This is a genomic window from Desulfolithobacter dissulfuricans, from assembly GCF_025998535.1.
GTDB classification, from domain to species: domain Bacteria; phylum Desulfobacterota; class Desulfobulbia; order Desulfobulbales; family Desulfobulbaceae; genus Desulfolithobacter; species Desulfolithobacter dissulfuricans.
The window spans coordinates 2198941-2218137 of sequence record NZ_AP024233.1 but is presented as its reverse complement, the minus strand read 5'-3'; the positions used below and the strand labels follow the sequence as shown (position 1 = coordinate 2218137).

General features: G+C 55.5%; 14 protein-coding genes and 2 pseudogenes. 13 read left to right on the top strand and 3 right to left on the bottom strand.

What is annotated here, in order from left to right:
- The first annotated feature begins 140 nt into the window (after positions 1-140).
- The 6 genes and pseudogenes from sat to GF1_RS09820 all read left to right on the top strand — a co-directional run bounded on the left by sat (position 141) and on the right by GF1_RS09820 (position 7693).
- Positions 141-1421, top strand: a complete 1281-nt coding sequence (gene sat / locus GF1_RS09845) for a sulfate adenylyltransferase (RefSeq protein WP_267926368.1) — start codon at positions 141-143, stop codon at positions 1419-1421.
- 789 nt (positions 1422-2210) lie between these two features.
- On the top strand, positions 2211-3479 hold the full coding sequence (ltrA, locus tag GF1_RS09840) for a group II intron reverse transcriptase/maturase (protein WP_267926322.1): 1269 nt from the start codon (positions 2211-2213) through the stop codon (positions 3477-3479).
- An 822-nt stretch (positions 3480-4301) separates the two neighbouring features.
- The gene (ltrA, locus tag GF1_RS09835; protein ID WP_267926322.1) at positions 4302-5570 is read left to right on the top strand and encodes a group II intron reverse transcriptase/maturase; all 1269 of its coding nucleotides are present in this window, start codon (positions 4302-4304) and stop codon (positions 5568-5570) included.
- Positions 5571-5812: 242 nt separating this feature from the next.
- A pseudogene (locus tag GF1_RS16610) lies at positions 5813-6288 on the top strand (3-dehydroquinate synthase family protein); the annotation flags it as partial.
- Positions 6271-6891, top strand: a complete 621-nt coding sequence (locus tag GF1_RS16605) for a 3-dehydroquinate synthase family protein (RefSeq protein WP_267929133.1) — start codon at positions 6271-6273, stop codon at positions 6889-6891. The pseudogene GF1_RS16610 and the gene GF1_RS16605, both read left to right, overlap by 18 nt.
- Before the next feature lie 307 nt (positions 6892-7198).
- Positions 7199-7693: an FmdB family zinc ribbon protein gene (locus tag GF1_RS09820; RefSeq protein WP_267926366.1), complete on the top strand. Its 495-nt coding sequence runs from the start codon at positions 7199-7201 to the stop codon at positions 7691-7693.
- 106 nt (positions 7694-7799) lie between these two features.
- On the opposite strand, the gene GF1_RS09815 is transcribed toward GF1_RS09820, so the two are convergent.
- The 3 genes and pseudogenes from GF1_RS09815 to GF1_RS09805 all read right to left on the bottom strand — a co-directional run bounded on the left by GF1_RS09815 (position 7800) and on the right by GF1_RS09805 (position 10726).
- The gene (locus GF1_RS09815) at positions 7800-8225 is read right to left on the bottom strand and encodes an AAA-type ATPase lid domain-containing protein (protein WP_492226177.1); all 426 of its coding nucleotides are present in this window, start codon (positions 8223-8225) and stop codon (positions 7800-7802) included.
- Between the two features lie 48 nt (positions 8226-8273).
- Positions 8274-9109: pseudogene (locus GF1_RS09810) on the bottom strand (sigma-54-dependent transcriptional regulator); the annotation flags it as partial.
- A gap of 39 nt (positions 9110-9148) precedes the next feature.
- A complete protein-coding gene (locus tag GF1_RS09805) occupies positions 9149-10726 on the bottom strand; it encodes an ATP-binding protein (protein WP_267926365.1) in 1578 nt (525 codons plus the stop codon).
- Positions 10727-11078: 352 nt separating this feature from the next.
- On the opposite strand from GF1_RS09805, the gene GF1_RS09800 reads away from it, so the two are divergent.
- The 7 genes from GF1_RS09800 to ftsH all read left to right on the top strand — a co-directional run bounded on the left by GF1_RS09800 (position 11079) and on the right by ftsH (position 18946).
- Positions 11079-11648 carry a cytochrome c3 family protein gene (locus GF1_RS09800; protein ID WP_267926364.1) on the top strand — a complete coding sequence of 190 codons (570 nt, stop codon included), beginning with the start codon at positions 11079-11081 and terminating at the stop codon, positions 11646-11648.
- Positions 11649-11826: 178 nt separating this feature from the next.
- Complete coding sequence (locus GF1_RS09795; RefSeq protein ID WP_267926363.1) at positions 11827-12195, top strand: cytochrome c3 family protein; 369 nt, start codon at positions 11827-11829, stop codon at positions 12193-12195.
- Between the two features lie 45 nt (positions 12196-12240).
- Entirely contained in the window at positions 12241-14628 is a 2388-nt protein-coding gene (locus tag GF1_RS09790; protein ID WP_267926362.1) for a molybdopterin oxidoreductase family protein, read from the top strand.
- A 273-nt stretch (positions 14629-14901) separates the two neighbouring features.
- Positions 14902-15210: a chaperone NapD gene (locus GF1_RS09785; RefSeq protein ID WP_267926360.1), complete on the top strand. Its 309-nt coding sequence runs from the start codon at positions 14902-14904 to the stop codon at positions 15208-15210.
- Entirely contained in the window at positions 15207-15803 is a 597-nt protein-coding gene (locus GF1_RS09780) for a 4Fe-4S dicluster domain-containing protein (RefSeq protein ID WP_267926359.1), read from the top strand. Before GF1_RS09785 ends, GF1_RS09780 begins: the two co-directional genes overlap by 4 nt.
- The gene (locus GF1_RS09775; protein ID WP_267926357.1) at positions 15803-16627 is read left to right on the top strand and encodes a 4Fe-4S binding protein; all 825 of its coding nucleotides are present in this window, start codon (positions 15803-15805) and stop codon (positions 16625-16627) included. Before GF1_RS09780 ends, GF1_RS09775 begins: the two co-directional genes overlap by 1 nt.
- 498 nt (positions 16628-17125) lie before the next feature.
- On the top strand, positions 17126-18946 hold the full coding sequence (gene ftsH / locus GF1_RS09770; protein ID WP_267926356.1) for an ATP-dependent zinc metalloprotease FtsH: 1821 nt from the start codon (positions 17126-17128) through the stop codon (positions 18944-18946).
- Positions 18947-19197: the final 251 nt, after the last annotated feature.

Below are 19197 nucleotides of genomic sequence, written 5' to 3'. Positions count from 1 at the left end.
TATAACAGTGATTTCTGAATGCCGGTTCAGTAACATCAGCCCGAGGAAGGAGGAGTTTCAAGGCGATTGATGTATCCGGTCTGAAAGTAGGTTATGTTGAACTAAACGGTAATTCTAAACTTAACGAGAGAGGAAAAATTATGTTCTCAAAGTTGGTACCACCCCACGGCGGAAGAGGTCTTGTTTGTGCCCTGCTTCATGGAGAGGAGCGTGAGGCAGAGCTGGAAAAAGCAAAGAGCCTGAAGCAGGTCGAGGTTTCCGACCGGGCAAAGGGCGACCTGATCATGATGGGTATCGGTGGTTTCTCTCCGCTGGATGGTTTCATGACCCGCGAAGACTGGAAGGGAGTTTGTGAAAATTTCCAGATGGCTGATGGCACTTTCTGGCCTGTACCGATCACCCTGGATGTCTCTGCCGACGATGCTGGTTCCATCAAGGAAGGCGACGAGATCGCTCTTGTCAATGGCGGCGAGATCTACGCCACCATGAAGGTCATGGAAAAATATGAGATGACCGAGGCTGACAAGAAGTGGGAGTGTGAAATGGTCTTCAAGGGCCAGGGCGAGGACTCTGTTGGTGGCCGTTTCTGGGAAGTTGCCATGGAAGATCACCCGGGCGTCCAGATGGTTATGGCTCAGAAAGAGTACAATATCGCCGGTCCTGTAAAGGTCCTGTCCGAGGGTGAGTATCCCGAGGAGTACCCGGGTGTGTACCTGACCCCTGCTCAGACCCGTCGTATGTTCGACGAGCGTGGCTGGGCCGATGTAGCCGCACTGCAGCTGCGTAACCCCATGCATCGCTCCCACGAGTATCTGGCCAAGATCGCCATCGAGGTATGTGACGGCGTTCTGATTCACTCCCTGATCGGTAACCTGAAGCCCGGTGACATTCCGGCCAACGTCCGTGTCAAGGCCATCCAGATACTGATCGACAACTACTTTGTCAAAGATAACGTCATCAACGCTGGCTATCCGCTGGACATGCGGTATGCTGGTCCGCGTGAGGGTCTGCTGCACGCCACCTTCCGCCAGAACTACGGTGTCAACAACATGCTGATCGGTCGTGACCATGCCGGTGTCGGCGATTTCTACGGTCTGTTCGAGGCCCAGGAAATTTTTGACCGGATCCCCAAAACCGGTGACTCTTCCAAGGACCTGCTCTGCAAGCCCATGAAGATCGACTGGACCTTCTACTGCTACAAGTGTGACGGCATGGCATCCCTGCGGACCTGCCCGCATGGCAAGGAAGATCGGGTCATCCTCTCCGGTACCAAGCTGCGTAAGGCCCTTTCCGAGGGTGCCGAGATTCCGGATCACTTTGGTCGTGACGAAGTTCTCGCTCTGCTTCGCGAGTACTACGAGGGTCTCACCGAGAAAGTTGAGGTCAAGATGCAGGGTGCCGCTTCCGGCGATGCCATGTAATTCTTTCCACTTCAGCTGGAATTAGAAAAAAGGAGGTGCCAGGTGGCATCTCCTTTTTTGTGTTTGCCCGGCATGGCGGGCAAACCCAGCCTGCGGAACGCAGGCGTCACCCCGACCAGGGGGAAGACAATCCGAATCGCAAGGGCGTTGCTGGCAACGGCAGGGTCTGAAGGAAGCGATAGGAAGTGAGCGGTACATAGCGTAAGTGAACCTGATTCGGCGTCATAGGTGGGTAAGCGTGCACAATAGCGTGAAGCCCGATACCTGGTCAGACCTTTGGCGTGATTGAGGATGGGATTGCTCACCGGGAGTTCGCCTTAACCGGGGAAGCCTCCTAGCGTACTTGCAGTACGAGAGTTAAGGAAGGTTCAAGGAGAGATCCAAGGCCTACCGAAGCGGTGGGAGGTGGCAGATGATTCCGTAGTAGTGATGAAATCCCGGCCGGAGAAGCCTGGTAACAGCGTGGAGGATAAAACCGGGATGACCTGTCAGCGTTGTTTGACAGGGGCTGGTATTTGCCAAAAGCGGTATCAGTTGCGAAGGGATGAAGTTTATTTGAAGGTTCCCTGAAGATCATGGAGGTCTGGAGTCAGAACACAAGCTGCCCGACGGGGCGGGGCACATTTTCGGCGGTATGCTGTGAGAGGCCGTCTGCTGATTTTGGCCGTTCATCGGAGTAACCTGAACAGTTGAGCGTACATTGCCCATTGGGATAGAAGGCGCTCTCATTTGGGTGAAGACCCGGGGATTCCAGGCAGAAGTGGAGGGATGGGGACGCAGGACAGGAGCATGGTTGACGTTTGGTACAGTCTGTATGACCGGATGCTGAGCAGGGACGCTCTGCACAAGGCGTTTGGGAAGGTGAGGTCTGCGAAGGGAGCTGCCGGAATAGACGGCCAGTCCATCAAGGACTTTGCCGCATCAGCCGAAGCCAACATCGACTGTCTCCTGAAGGAACTGTGGGAAAAGAGTTACCAGCCACTGGCCGTGCGCCGGGTAGAGATACCCAAGCCAACCGGAGGAGTTCGGTTGCTCGGTATTCCAGCAGTCCGTGACCGTGTAGTGCAGCAGGCACTGCTCGACATTCTCCTGCCGATATTCGATCGGGATTTCCACCCGTCGAGCTATGGCTATCGCCCAGGCCGCAGTTGTCATCAGGCGATATCCAAGGCGACGATGTTTATCCGTGACTACGATCGAAAGTGGGTAGTTGATATGGATCTGTCCAAATGCTTTGACACCTTGGACCATGATCTCATCCTCAGCGCCTTTCGTCGCCGGATCAGGGACGGGAGTATCCTCGGTCTCCTGGAGAAGTTTCTGAAGAGCGGTGTAATGACGGATTCGGGATTTACGGCTAGCGAGATCGGCAGTCCACAGGGCGGCGTGATCAGCCCTCTGATAGCCAATGTGTATCTCGATTCTTTTGATCAATTCATGAAGAATCGTGGCCACCGAATAGTCCGCTATGCGGACGATATCCTGATTCTGTGCCAATCAAAGAAAGCGGCCGAGAATGCTCTTGAGCAGGCACGGCACTATCTTGAAGGAGAATTGCTGCTGACTGTCAACCGTGAAAAGACCCATATCTGCCACAGCAGTCGGGGCGTAAACTTTCTGGGAGTATCCGTATGCTCTCAGTATACGCAAATCCAGCGAGGCAAGATTAAGTCTTTCAAGGCAAAGGTCAAGGCAATGACCCGGCGTAATTCCCCGGTGAATCTTGAGAAAGTGATTGCAGATCTCAATCCGCTCTTGAGGGGATTTGCCAACTACTTCCGGATAGCGAACTGCACAGGAGAATTTTCAAGGCTGATGAGATGGATTCGGAGAAGACTGCGAGCCATCCAGCTGAAATTGTGGAAGAAGCCCAATCGGCTTCACCGCAGGCTGAGGCAGCTTGGATACAGGGGGAAGTTTGATGCGATCAAAATGAACTCCTGGGCCAATGCGGCAAGTCCTTTGAGCCATTATGCCCTGCCCAACGGATATTTACACCGGGGCTTGGGTCTCTTTGATCTTGGTGCTGTATCTACTGGAATCTCTGTTTCAATATGAAGGAAAATAAACAGGAGCCGTATACGAGACCCGTACGTACGGTTCTGTGAGAGGGATGAGGCAAGCGTAATTAACTTGCCTCACCCTACTCGATGTTTGCCCGGCATGGCGGGCAAACCCAGCCTGCGGAACGCAGGCGTCACCCCGACCAGGGGGAAGACAATCCGAATCGCAAGGGCGTTGCTGGCAACGGCAGGGTCTGAAGGAAGCGATAGGAAGTGAGCGGTACATAGCGTAAGTGAACCTGATTCGGCGTCATAGGTGGGTAAGCGTGCACAATAGCGTGAAGCCCGATACCTGGTCAGACCTTTGGCGTGATTGAGGATGGGATTGCTCACCGGGAGTTCGCCTTAACCGGGGAAGCCTCCTAGCGTACTTGCAGTACGAGAGTTAAGGAAGGTTCAAGGAGAGATCCAAGGCCTACCGAAGCGGTGGGAGGTGGCAGATGATTCCGTAGTAGTGATGAAATCCCGGCCGGAGAAGCCTGGTAACAGCGTGGAGGATAAAACCGGGATGACCTGTCAGCGTTGTTTGACAGGGGCTGGTATTTGCCAAAAGCGGTATCAGTTGCGAAGGGATGAAGTTTATTTGAAGGTTCCCTGAAGATCATGGAGGTCTGGAGTCAGAACACAAGCTGCCCGACGGGGCGGGGCACATTTTCGGCGGTATGCTGTGAGAGGCCGTCTGCTGATTTTGGCCGTTCATCGGAGTAACCTGAACAGTTGAGCGTACATTGCCCATTGGGATAGAAGGCGCTCTCATTTGGGTGAAGACCCGGGGATTCCAGGCAGAAGTGGAGGGATGGGGACGCAGGACAGGAGCATGGTTGACGTTTGGTACAGTCTGTATGACCGGATGCTGAGCAGGGACGCTCTGCACAAGGCGTTTGGGAAGGTGAGGTCTGCGAAGGGAGCTGCCGGAATAGACGGCCAGTCCATCAAGGACTTTGCCGCATCAGCCGAAGCCAACATCGACTGTCTCCTGAAGGAACTGTGGGAAAAGAGTTACCAGCCACTGGCCGTGCGCCGGGTAGAGATACCCAAGCCAACCGGAGGAGTTCGGTTGCTCGGTATTCCAGCAGTCCGTGACCGTGTAGTGCAGCAGGCACTGCTCGACATTCTCCTGCCGATATTCGATCGGGATTTCCACCCGTCGAGCTATGGCTATCGCCCAGGCCGCAGTTGTCATCAGGCGATATCCAAGGCGACGATGTTTATCCGTGACTACGATCGAAAGTGGGTAGTTGATATGGATCTGTCCAAATGCTTTGACACCTTGGACCATGATCTCATCCTCAGCGCCTTTCGTCGCCGGATCAGGGACGGGAGTATCCTCGGTCTCCTGGAGAAGTTTCTGAAGAGCGGTGTAATGACGGATTCGGGATTTACGGCTAGCGAGATCGGCAGTCCACAGGGCGGCGTGATCAGCCCTCTGATAGCCAATGTGTATCTCGATTCTTTTGATCAATTCATGAAGAATCGTGGCCACCGAATAGTCCGCTATGCGGACGATATCCTGATTCTGTGCCAATCAAAGAAAGCGGCCGAGAATGCTCTTGAGCAGGCACGGCACTATCTTGAAGGAGAATTGCTGCTGACTGTCAACCGTGAAAAGACCCATATCTGCCACAGCAGTCGGGGCGTAAACTTTCTGGGAGTATCCGTATGCTCTCAGTATACGCAAATCCAGCGAGGCAAGATTAAGTCTTTCAAGGCAAAGGTCAAGGCAATGACCCGGCGTAATTCCCCGGTGAATCTTGAGAAAGTGATTGCAGATCTCAATCCGCTCTTGAGGGGATTTGCCAACTACTTCCGGATAGCGAACTGCACAGGAGAATTTTCAAGGCTGATGAGATGGATTCGGAGAAGACTGCGAGCCATCCAGCTGAAATTGTGGAAGAAGCCCAATCGGCTTCACCGCAGGCTGAGGCAGCTTGGATACAGGGGGAAGTTTGATGCGATCAAAATGAACTCCTGGGCCAATGCGGCAAGTCCTTTGAGCCATTATGCCCTGCCCAACGGATATTTACACCGGGGCTTGGGTCTCTTTGATCTTGGTGCTGTATCTACTGGAATCTCTGTTTCAATATGAAGGAAAATAAACAGGAGCCGTATACGAGACCCGTACGTACGGTTCTGTGAGAGGGATGAGGCAAGCGTAATTAACTTGCCTCACCCTACTCGATTTCTGGATGAAAATTCTGTCTCCAGGATAAGAGAAAAGAAAAATTTGCTCTCCCGGGCGGTGAGATAATCTGGTACCCTGATGGTACCTTTTTCGGTACACGCCAACCTCTCGAAACAAGATAGAAAAAGAAAAAAGAAAAACAAAATATGAAAACAGTACAGGTCGGTCTGGATGAGCGAAGCTATCCGATCATGATCGGTTCCGGCATGCTTGCCGAAATTGGCCCTGATCTCAGGGCGCGGAACGTGGCCAAACGGTACGGGGTCATTGCCGACGAATATGTGGCCCGGCTCTATGGTGACAAGGTCCTGGATTCGCTGGGTCAGGCCTCGGTACCAGCCGAGTTGATTACCTTTCCCCGCGGAGAGGCGTCCAAGAACCTGCAGATCATCGCGTCCCTGGCCAGTGAGCTGGCCAGGCGTGGATTTGACCGCGCCGATGGCCTTATTGCTCTGGGTGGCGGGGTCACCGGCGATATCACCGGGTTTCTGGCCTCCATCTACATGCGTGGCATTCCCTTTGTCCAGGCTCCCACCTCCCTGCTTGCCCAGGTGGACAGTTCGGTGGGGGGAAGACCGGGGTCGATATTCCGGAGGGTAAGAACCTGGTCGGTACTTTCTATCAGCCGAAAAGTGTCTATATCGACACCGATGTCCTGCGCAGCCTGCCGGAATCAGAGCTCCAGGGCGGTCTGGCTGAAGTCATAAAGTACGGGGTAATCGCCGATCAGGAGTTTTTCCACTTTCTCCGCCAGCACCGGCAGGACATTTTTTCTCTCCAGGAAGAGATCATAAGCCAGATGATAGCGAGGTGCTGTGAGATCAAGGCCCGGGTGGTGGAGCAGGATGAACGGGAAGGGGGCCTGCGGAGAATCCTCAATTTCGGGCACACCATCGGGCATGCGGTGGAGGCGGCCTCGAATTTTCAGATCATCCATGGGCTGGCTGTGGCCATCGGCATGTGCGCGGCGGCGGATCTCGCGGTCCGGACAGGGTTGCTCGGCAAAGATGAGGCCAGGGAAATCCGTGATCTCATCGCCGCCTATGGCATGCCGACCACCATACCGCCGGAGCTTGGCCGGGAAGAAATAAAAAAGTTTCTTCTCACGGATAAGAAAACCGTCGGTGGTCGGGTATTCTTTGTTCTGCCTACAGGTATCGGTGAGGTTGTTGTCACGGATCAGGTCCGGCCCGCTGATGTTGACGCAGTCCTGAACAGTGATTAATTTCAGGGACAATGCGGCAGGTATCGTTGCCGCTTTCAGGGTGCGGAGCAGGTCGCAAGCGGTCGGGGTCCCTCCGGATCTCCGCCACACCAGGCGCTGCCCCCCCCTTCTCTGCTCAAGAATTGACCTGTGGCCGCAGATCGTTTTTTCTAACCAGCATGGCTGGACCAGACCGGCCAACCACAACGAAACATGAAAGTTGGTCGCTCGGAGTCTCGTATGGCTCGCTTACCGGGCATGGCCGGATTTGAACCCGGCCGGAGACTCGGAGACTCTTTCATATAAAAAACATCGGATTGAGTACGCCATGCCTATCTACGAGTTTTTCTGTGAAGAGTGCAACACTATCTTTAATTTTTTCTCCCGTCGGATCAACACGGAGACTCGGCCAGACTGTCCGCAATGCGGTCGGAAAGAGTTGCAGAAGATGATGTCCCCCTTTGCCACCATCGGCAAGGCCAAAGAGGAAGACAGCGATGATCCGCTGGCAGGACTCGACGAGAGCAGGATGGAAAAGGCCTTTGAGAGTCTGATGCGGGAGGCTGAAAACATCAATGAAGATGATCCCCGCCAGATGGCCGGCCTGATGCGCAAGTTCACCGAAAAGACCGGGATATCCCTTGGAGAGCAGATGGAGGAGGCCCTGGCGCGCATGGAGGCGGGGGAGGATCCCGATCAGATTGAACAGGAGATGGGTGACCTGCTCGATGGTGATGACGCCTTTTCCCTTGACGGCGTGAAGAAAAAACTGCGGGGACATCGAAAAACCCCGCGTCGGGACGAGAAACTCTATGAAATGTAACAGGCCGTTGAAAACCTACTGTGTTCGCTACGTTTTTTCAACAGCCTGGTAACCCCCGGGTGGTAATCGATTTTTCAGCCCGAAACTGGCCGGGGCCGGTACCCTTTCAGAGGGTGATTTCGTAATGTTTCATCTTTTCCCACAGATTTTTCCTGCTGATGCCGAGCAACTCGGCAGCCTTTGTCCGGTTACCGCCGGTACGGGCCAGCGCACTTAAAAGACATCGTTTTTCCGTCTGGGCCAGGGCCTCACTGAGGATAACCGGCCCCTCGAACGACTCCGCGACGTCATCGCCTGAATGCAGGTCCGCCGGCAGGTCCGCTGGAGTTATCACCGGGTTCGGGGCCAGGACAGAGGCCCGTTCGATGATGTTTTTCAGTTCCCGGACATTGCCGGGGAAATCATACTCCAGCATGCAGGCCATGGCCTCTGGAGACAGCTTCAGGGTTATCCCCCGTTTCTGGCTGAATTCCGCCAGGAAATGGTCGATAAGGATGGGGATATCTTCCCGCCGCTCGCGCAGGGGCGGCATGGTCACCGGAATCACCCGGAGGCGGTAATAAAGATCCTCCCGGAACCGGCCCTCCTTCACTTCCACACCGAGATCCTTGGCCGTGGCACATATGAGCCGCACATCCACCTTGATGGTCCTGGTGCCGCCCACCCGCTCACACTCACCCTCCTGGATCACTCTGAGCAGTTTGGCCTGCAGCGGCAGGGGCAGGTCACCGATTTCATCGAGCAGCAGTGTCCCTCCATCCGCCAGTTCGAATTTGCCCGGTTTTCTGCTGTGGGCGCCGGTGAAGGCCCCCCGTTCGTGGCCAAAGAGCTCGGATTCGATCAATCCTTCCGGGATGGCCGCGCAGTTGATCCGGACATAGGGTTTAGTGGCCCGGGTACTGGAGCGATGGATCGCAGCCGCGGCCAGCTCCTTGCCCGTACCTGACTCACCGGTAACCAGCACTGTAGAGTCGGTAGGCGCCACCTGACTGATTATCCTGTAGACCTTCTTGATTGCCGGGCTTTCGCCGATGATGTGCTTCTGGGTGAGGAGGCAGTGCTCTTCCAGAGAGGCACATTTTGCCTTGACCGACTGCATTTCCAGGACCCGCTTGATGCGGATCACCAGGTCATCCATGTTGAACGGCTTGAGGATGTAATCCACGGCCCCTTTTTTCATGCAGCTGACCGCATCATCCACGCTGCCATAGGCTGTCATCATGATAATATCCGGGGCGGGGTCAGCTGGCGCACCTGTTCCAGCAGTTCCACCCCGGAAAGTCCGGGCATGCGGATATCCGAGAGCACCAGGTGGTAGTTGTTGTGTTCAAGGCATTTCTTGGCCTTCAGGCCATCGTCCACGGCATCCACGGTCCAGTTTTCCCGGCGCAGCCGGTCCTCCACCGTGATACGCATTATTTCATCATCTTCGGCAAGCAGTATTCTCGGCATACGTTATGTTTCCTGGGACTTGGATTGGTGTTCTCCCGGACGTGGGCAGGACAGTTTGATGGGTAGATAGATGATAAACCGGCTGCCGCGGCCCGGCTCGGATTCCACCTCGATATGGCCGCCAAGCTGCTGGACCAGGGAGTCGGTGACCGCCAGCCCAAGCCCGGTACCCTCGCCTACCTCCTTGGTGGTGAAAAAGGGATCAAAGATCTTGTCAATGATTTCTCCCGGGATACCGGAACCGGTATCGGTGAAGACCAGAACCAGGTCGTCGTCGGTCCGGTAGGTGGTGATCTTCAGGGTGCCCCCGTCGCGCATGGCCTGGATGGCGTTGAGACAGATGTTCATGACAATCTGTTTGGCAGCCTCGGTGTCAATGCAGTAGGCTTCATCGAGTTGGAGGTCCAGTTCCACGTTTATGTTTTTCAGCTTGTATTCAAGCAGTTCCAGGCATTCCCGGATAATTTCGTCAATGCTGGCCCGCATGAGCTGCAGCGGTTCGCTTCGCCCGTAGTTGAGAAGCTGGCGCATGGTGTGTTCGATCCGGTGCAACCCCTTGTCGATGAGCGGCAGGTAGCGGTCGTGCAGCTCCCGGTTGTCCGGTTCCTCGCGGATGGTGCGGATACAGTTGAGCATCCCGCCCAGGGGATTGTTGATCTCGTGGGCAATACCCGCGGTCAGCTGGCCAAGGGCAGCCAGCTTTTCGCTGCGGAAGGCCTGTTTTCTGGCCTGTTCCAGGGCCTCCTGGGACCGTTTATGGCGTTCGCAGAGATTGACAAACCGGCGGGACAGGAAACCGATTTCATCGTTGGTGTCCGGCAGCTTGAATGTATCCGGGTCTTTTTCGGGGAAATCATCCATGGCATCGGCCAGTTGATTGATGGGTCTGGCGACCAGGTTGTTGAACAGCAGGTAGAGCACCATGGCCACCGAGCAGACCGATAACAGGCCGAAGATGATAATTGACTGGTTGTTATGCCTGATGGCCTCGTCGGCCCAGTTGATGGGGATGGAGATGGACAGGGCCCCCCGGATGTCGCCGATCCTGTAGCCTTGTTCCGCATGGCAGGAAAGGCAGGATGACTTGACCTGCAGTGGGGTCACGTAGCGCAGGATCCGGCCATTGTCTCCCTCTATGATCTTGATAATCTCCGGAACGCCTTCCTCAAGCAACTGGAGGCTGGAACGCTCAAAGGGATCGGGCGCATTGGCCGGATTGATCGGCCTGAGGCTGGTGACCCTGAACCAGCAGAAGCCAGATCGACTGGCATATTCGGATAATTCACGGGTGACCATGGCGGGATTTCTCTTGACGAGGATGGTTCCGTCCCTGGTCTGCAGTATGGGATCGGGCAGGAAGGGGTTGGCATGGTCCTTCTTTGTCTTGACGATGAACAGGCCCCTGTGATCCGCCACCCATTGTCTGGTCAGGAGAATCTGCTGGCGCAGCATCCGGGCCTCCTGGCGGGCCTGGCCGATAACCAGTCTGTTCTGAAGGATGGAGGTATAAACCAACAGCAGACCGTAGGACGCCGCCAGAATGGCGCCGATGGCCAGGATGAATTTAGATCGAAGTCTCATGGATATTTTTCGCATAACTGTACATCTCTCCCGACCTGTATTGTACCCGACCAGTCGCGCCTTGCAACAGGGGAGTGGTTTAAGATTGTGGCAGTATCGGAAAAACGTTACCTGGCGGTATCATTTCTATGCCATGACTGTTACCTGCTGGTAATGGTGCGCCCTGGCGGCAGCGAATATCTATGTGAAATTCACAAGTTATTAAACTGGAATGCTCTTTGCTTCTTTCTCTGCAGTACACCATAAGACTGTCTGGAAAATTTTCCAGGGCACTGTACTGATTCTCGTTAGACAATAATTCTTTTTTAAGAGCCACTGAAAAAACTCTTCGGCATCAGGGAGACACGGGCCCGTGCAGTGTGAAGAAGGGGAGAAGAACCATCTGACAGGAACCCTGGTTTGTTTGCTTGTCTGGGCCCTGGTCGCCGGTGTGGTTGTTGTGATGTCCTCGGGCTTTGTCTTTGATCTGGGTAACCGGGCCTCCTTTTGCGGGAGCTGTCATGTCATGAAACCTTTTGTGATGTCCTGGCAGGAGGATGTGCATGGCGGGCAGAACCGGACAGGTAGTGTGGCCCACTGCAATCAGTGTCATCTGCCCCACGACAACCTGCTGTCTTTCCTGGAGAGCAAGATTACCTCCGGTGTACGGATGGCAGTGAATAATCTCTTCATCGAGGGCAGGAATTATGACTGGGCCGGCAATGCCCGGGAGAACCGCAACCGTTTCGTTCATGATTCAGGATGCATGGATTGTCACGGGGAACTTGAGCCGCCTGGGTTATCCGAAGCAGGCGTCCAGGCCCATCGGGAGTACCTGGCCGGTCGCCAGGAGAGCAGCTGCACCGGATGTCATCCCAGGGTCGGGCACCGGAACGGGCTCAGTTCGGCAGAGAAGTTTTTTTATTTGCACAAAGGAGGTTGAGCATCCCCTGCGGGGAACCATTTGAAAATCACTCAGTTCAGGTTCGAACTTTTGTGCAGAGTCGTCAGTGCTTCCTGTCATGCCGGTAGGAATCACCGCCTCTGCCTATAAGCCAGGAAACGGGCGTAAGACCAAGGGAGGGGCTGCCCGGAAGAAGAAAATCTTCAGGAGGTGAACCGTGAAGAGACAAATGTTCGTGACGTGTTGTGTCATGGTGTTTCTTGCCATGATGGTCTGGGGTGCATCCCCCGGGGCAGCAGGAGACAAATCGGTCAATGGTCATCCAGAGCTGAGTGAGGAGGAGATGTATGTTGCCTGCGCTGACTGTCATCAGGAGGCAACACCCGATGTCTACAAGGAGTGGTATGGTTCAGCCCATGGCATCGCCATGGTGAAATGCTACCAGTGCCATGGAACCTTTGAAACATTCCGTCTGACGCCATCCAGAGAGGACTGTGCGGTCTGCCATGCCAAGATGCTGGAGAAATGTCCCAAGGATAAAGACTGCTGGAAATGCCACAGTCCGCATGCGTTCAAGACCAGATAAGAGCAGCCAATCACGCTCAGACAGTTTGTAAGGAGGACAATATTCATGGCTCAGACAAGAAGAGATTTTCTCAAGAAAACAGCAGCTCTTTCCGCTGCTTCGTATGTGGGGATGAACCTGCCTTTGGACAAGAATTCCGTAGCCCGGGCCGAAGAAGGCATTCGGTGGCATCGCGGTTCCTGCAGGCTTTGCGGGGTGGGTTGCCGGGTTGAACTGGGAGTGAAAAACGGTCAGCCGGTCGGGTTACGCGGTGTGCCCCAGGCACGGACCAATTTTGGCTATGTGTGCATGAAGGGCATGCATTTCTGGAAATGCATGCGCCATGCCGACCGCTTGACCAGACCACTGTACCGCGAGAAAAAAACCGGTACCTTCCGCGAGATATCCTGGGACAAGGCCCTGGATATCGCGGCGAGCAAATTCGCCGAAGCTGTCACCGCCCATGGTAACGATTCCGTGGCCTATTACGGTTCAGGCCAGGCTTTGACTGAAGAGACCTACCTGTTCCAGAAGGTGATGCGGGGCGGGCTGCAGACCAACAACGTGGAGGGCAATCCGCGGTTGTGCATGGCTTCGGCCGTGGGTGGTTACCTGACCTCGTTCGGGGCCGATGAGCCCATCGGCGGTTATGACGACCTGGAAAAGGCGTACTGCTTCTTCATTATTGGTTCCAATACCGCCGAGGCCCATCCGGTCCTCTTTCGCCGGATCATGCGCCGTAAACTCGACAATCCCGAGGTCAAGGTGATCAACGCCGATCCGCGCCTGTCGCAGACCTCGAGAATCGCCGACAAGCACCTGCAGTTCAAACCGGGTACCGACTTGGCCCTGCTCAATGCCATGGCGTACGTGATTATCGAGGAAAAACTCTATGACCAGTCCTTTTTCTCCACCTACGCTACCTTCCGTAAGGGGAAGGAGAAAAAGGAAGTTTCTTTTGATGAGTATAAAAAATTTGTCGCCGATTATCCGCCGGAAAAGGCCGCCCGCATCATGGGCGGCAAGGTGACAGCCGATGATATCCGCGAAGTCGCCCGCTGGTTCGCCACCTCCAAGGGTACGGTTTCCCTGTGGACCATGGGTATCAACCAGCGCAAAAGAGGGGTATGGGCCAACAACCTGATCCATAATCTCCATATCCTCACCGGCCAGCTGCTCAAGCCCGGTGCCGACTCTCTGTCGCTCACCGGTCAGCCCAACGCCTGCGGCGGTGTCCGTGAAGGCGGTGGTCTGTGCCATATTCTGCCCGGTCACCGGCTGGTCAAGAAGGAAAAACTGCGTAACCAGGTGGAGGAGGCCTGGGGTATTCCCAAGGGACGGATTCCGCCCAAGCCCGGCTATCATACCATGGCCATGTTCTCGGCCGTCAATGCCGGCAAAATCAAGGCGATCTGGATCAACTGCACCTCCCCTGCCCAGAGTCTACCCAACTGCAATCTATACAACAAGGGACTGGCCCGTGAGGATGTCTTCATCGTCTGCTCGGATATTTTCCCAACCCGGACCACAGAGTACGCCAACCTGATTCTGCCCACGGCTTTTCATTTCGAGAAGACCGGGGTCTATGGCTGCACGGAAAGGCGCTCCCAGCTGACCAGGAAGGCCATTGACCCGCCTGGCGACGCCAAACCCGAGGTATGGATCGTCCGTGAATGGGCCAAGAAACTGGCCAGCAAGCTGAACGATCCGGTCATTGCCCAGTGCGTCAAGCCCTTTGACGGCCTGGAGGAGGGCTACGAGCTTCCCAGGGCCATCTGGAACGAATATACCCAGAAGCTGACCAAGGGCCGCGACAATGACCTGCAGGGGGCCACCTACGAGGTCCTGGAACAGATGTACGATGGTGTTCAGTGGCCGGCCCCGACCAGAGCGCATGCGCTCAAGGGCGGTACCGTCAAAAAATTCGTCCGTGGTATGGATCCCATGGCCGACAGCGAGGCTACCAGTGACCTGCCCTACCAGTTCTACGGACCGGCCCACAAGGACCGGAAATTGTGGGTCTGGCTGCGGCCGCAGGCGGATCCCGAGGAGATGCCGGATGCCGAATATCCGTTCTATCTTTCCACCGGACGGATCATCGACCACTGGCATACCATGTCCATGACCGGTCGGGTACCCGAGCTGCTGAGAGCCAATCCCTATGCCTACGTGGAGATCAACCCGAACGATGCGAAAAAGCTTGGCATCAAGCCTGGCGACATGGTTGAGGTTCGTTCCCGCCGCGGGGTGAATGTTCTGCCGGCCAAGGTGTACGAAGGGCCCATCGAAGGTATGGTCTTTGTCTACTGGCACGATCAGCACCCGGAACGGATGATCAACAAGGTGACCAAGGATGCCATTGATCCCGGCTCCAAGGAACCCGAGTTCAAGATCTGTGCGGTCAAAGTGAAACGTGTTTCCGGGCCTGTGCCCTTGAAACCACTGATTGTGTAACTACCTCCATAGTACGGGGGGTGGAAAACCGCCCCCCATCCCGGATTTCCGGGACCGGATACCGGAGTGTCGATATGTTTGCCGCTTTCCTGCCAAAAGCGCGGACTTCTCCTTCTTACCTGTTTGTTGCCTCTTCCGAAGATCGGTGCAGACGGTATCCGGTTCCGGAAATTCGGGTTCTGGAGAGGGTTATGCAGTCACAGGGTTGTGTTTTTCTGCTGTCCCTTCAAGGCCGGATGGCCGGGGACGGCTGATCTTAGCAAAGGACTGATTATGCCTATTGGTGGAGTGGTGATATCGACATGGCCGGAAGACCGGGATCAGACCCTGGAGGCGCTGCACCGGATGAGCCAGGTCGAGGTCTATGGAGCCGATGACAAGGGCAATATCGTGGTCGTGCTGGAGAGCAGGACCACCGATGCCATGGAAAAGCTGATGCGGGACATCGAGAAGATGGAAACCGTGCTCAGTGTCGGCCTGACCTATCTTAACACCGAGGATGAAGCCGAAAAAATCGCCCGGGGCGAGTATGTGCCGCAGATATTTGGCCGCCGACGGGATGAAAAGGGGCAAGGCATGTGAAACGCCGAGGTTTTCTCAAGCTGGCCGGCGCGGTGACGGTCACCGCGCTGGTCTCCAGCAGCGCTGAGACCTCCGCCGCCCTGGTACGCTCACCGGTCACCACCAACAGACTGCGGCCTCCGGGGGCGGTACCGGAAGAGATTTTTGCCGGCAAATGTCTACGCTGCGGCCGCTGCGTGGAGGTCTGCCCCTATCACTGTATCGAGTTGCTGGATATCCGTCATGGACTCCATGCGGGAACGCCCTTGATTGCGGTGGAGAAAATCCCCTGCTATCTCTGCATGAAATGTGTGGATGTGTGTCCCACAGGAACCCTGCAGCGGGTGGAAATGGCCGAAACCCGAATGGGACTTGCGGTCATCAACCAATTTATCTGTGCGGCCTGGAACGGTAGGGCACTGTGCCGGACCTGTTATGACAAATGTCCTTTCAAGAACAGGGCGATCCGGTTGGAGGCCCTGAAACCGGTGGTGGACGAAACGGACTGTACGGGCTGCGGTCTCTGCACCCATGCCTGCCCGGTGACCAGTGTTGACGGTCGGAAGGGGATCAATGTGGAGCCGTTGTACTCCGGAGGCAAGGTGAAATACTGATGACTGAACACCGGGGGAATGGGCAGGGCCGCAGGCGACGCTACAACACCCTGCGCTTTGCGGTTCTATTGGCGGCCTTTCTTGTTATCCTGCTCAATCCGTTTCTTAACTACTATAAAGCCATAACCCTGGTCCAGGGATGGTATCAGTCGCTTGGCATCGGCGAGCTCTGGTTTGTCTCGCCGCTGGAAGGGCTGGAAAGTATCCTGGTCACCAAAAAACTCTACCTCCCCGCCCTCATCGGCATGCTGCCGCCTGTCCTGCTGGCCCTGCTGCTGGGCCGGGTGTTCTGCGGCTGGATCTGTCCGATCAATTTTTTCGGAGAACTGCTCGACCGGCTGCGACGGTTGATCTCCAGGAAAAAACGCCTCCAAGACCGGCTGGTCCTGGCCCGAAGACTTCTGTGGTTTGCCCTGATCGGCGAGTTTCTGTTGACCATGATCCTGGGGGCGCCGATTTTTGTCATCATGTCACCACCGGGACTGGTGGGCCGCGAGATCATGATGGCGGTGTTTTTTCATAAACTGGCGGTCGAGGGGGTTGTGCTGGTGGCAGTGCTCCTGCTTGAACTTCTGACCCGTCGATTCTACTGCCGTTATTTCTGTCCTCTGGGCGGTCTCCTTGCTCTGATCGGTTCCCGGCGTCGGCTGGTCATTCATCAGGAGTTGGAGGCCTGCACCCAGTGTGGTCTCTGTGATCACGCCTGTCCCCTTGGTCTCAATCCCAGTCTTGGTGAGGGCCGGTCTGTCTACTGCTGGAACTGCGGTGCCTGTGTAGACTCCTGCCGGCCAGGAGCGCTGGATTTTACCTGGCGCGTGCGATAGGCGTCTGCCCGGCCTGTCTGTCCTTCTTGATTTCCCCCCGGATAAGATTTCTGATTCCTTCTGCACCTGTCGAGCCTCAATCCGCAGGCTTTTTCCACGCCTATTCAACCCGGAGAACTCCTTTCATCCTGAATCCGTGACGGAAAAATATTGTTTCTTTGTTATCTGCCTTGAATAACCATCAAAAAGAAAAGATAACCTGAGATGTTTCTTTTCACCCATTGCTATGAAGCCGCCCTTCGGGAGCTGTAGTTTCACCGCATACGCTGCGTCATCAACCCCTTGATAGAGCATCACTCTAATCAACGGGTCTCTTCCTTGCGCATGCGGCGAAATTACAGCTTCACGGATTCAGGTTCATGTAAAAAACAGACCATTGTGGGCAGGGTACCGGGTGGTAGTGCTGTACATTTTTTTCCTGATTTCCTACAATGGCCGGGACAGACAGCGGAAGAATTGTTTCCATAACCCACGCTCTATTGAGGATTGGTCGCACTTATGGCTTATTTTGCCCGTAATATTTTCATTTTCTTTATTTTTATCTTTGTGCTCGGCACCCTTTTTATCTTCTGGCGGGCTGAACATAAGACGGCCCTGCCGACCCAGAGTTACACGGATTTTCTTGAAAATCTGCACCGGGATCGGGTCGCTGCGGTGGAGATCCGCGGCAATACCCTGATGGTGACCAGCAATGATGGCCGGCTCTATACGACTATTGCGCCGGATATATCCTCCCTGGTCCCGAAGCTGGAGAGCAAGAGAATCCGGGTCACTGTCAGCCGTGACAATACTCAGCTGATCTGGTTCACTGTCCTGTTTGCCGTGGCCTTGACCGTGGTCCTTCTTGTCTGGGCTGCAAACCTGAAACGACAGGAAAAAAATGCTGAAGATGAGCCCTTTGCCAGTGAAAAGATGATCCGCTTCACCAAGGAGAACCGGGTTACCTTCGACGATGTGGCCGGGATCTCCTCGGCCAAGGAAGAGCTGGTGGAGGTGATCGAATTTTTGAAGAATCCCGAGCCGTTCAAGGCCGTGGGCGCCACCATTCCCAGGGGTATCCTCCTCCAGGGGCCTCCGGGAACCGGCAAGACGTTGCTGGCCAAGGCCATAGCCGGTGAGGCCGGAGTGCCTTTTTTCAGTTTTTCCGGCTCTGATTTTGTCGAGATGTTTGTCGGGGTCGGCGCCTCCAGGGTGCGGGACCTCTTCCGGGAGGCCAAAAAGAATGCCCCCTGTATCGTCTTTATCGACGAGATCGATGCGGTGGGGGGGAGTCGGGCCGCCTCCGGGGTGGCCGGAGGAACGGATGAGCGGGCCCAGACCCTCAATGCCCTGCTGGTGGAGATGGATGGCTTTGGCACCGATGATACGGTCCTGGTCCTGGCGGCAACCAACCGGCCCGATATTCTTGATCCAGCCTTGCTCAGACCGGGGCGGTTTGACCGCCAGATCACCATTCTGCCGCCCGATGTCAAGGGACGGAAAAAAATTCTGGAGGTCCATACCAGGAAGGTGAAGCTCGGCCCGGATATCAATCTCAAGCTAATCGCCCAGACGACCCCCGGCTTTACCGGGGCTGAACTGCATAACCTGGTCAACGAGGCGGCCCTGCTGGCGGCCAGGAAACGACGGCAGTACATAACCATGGAGGACTTCGATGAGGCCCGGGACCGGATTCTTCTGGGAGTGGAGCGCAAGGGGATGGTCTTTTCAGAAAAAGACCGCAAGATCCTGGCCTTTCATGAGGCCGGACACGCCATTGTCGCCAAAAGGCTGCCCGAGGCAGATCCTCTGGTGAAGATCACCATTATTCCCCGGGGCAGGGCGCTGGGCCAGACCCAGCAGTTGCCCCTCAATGACCGGCACGCCTATTCCCGGGAATACCTGCTCGACAAGATCACCATATTCATGGGGGGCCGGGCCGCAGAGGAGATTATTTTCGGCCAGCGGAGCACCGGGGCTCAGGATGATCTTCTGCAATCGACGGAAATCGCCACCTCAATGATATGCAAGTGGGGTATGGCCAATACCCTGGCGCCGCGGGCGTATGTCCGGGAGGGAGGTGGTTTTCTAGGCGATCCCATGACCATGCTGCTGCACAGTGACGAGGCGGAACGGCAGATCGATCAGGAGATAAACGATATTCTGCAGCAATGTTACCAGAAGGCCCGGGATATCCTGACCGAGAACAGGGACTACCTTAACCAGGTGGCCGAAGTTCTGCTCAAAGAAGAAACCCTGGACAATGAGGAACTCGATATCATCTTTGAGTGCACCACTCAGAAAGCGCGCGAGGAGAAGAACAAGGCCTGCCAGATTTAACGTCGCATGGATTTGGGATGCTGTCTGTCGGGCTGCTCCAGGCTGAGCTGATTAGGAATATCAGGATAAACCAGCATGGCTGGACCAGGTAAGCGACCGAAGGGAGACTCCGGGTAAGCGACTGAAGGGAGACTCCGGGTAAGCGACTGAAGGGAGACTCCAGGTTTTGGCACGGCCCTGCCACAACAGATAGCGAAGACTTCGAACCATGAAAAGTACCTTGGCAATATCTTGCCCTGGGACGATTTTTG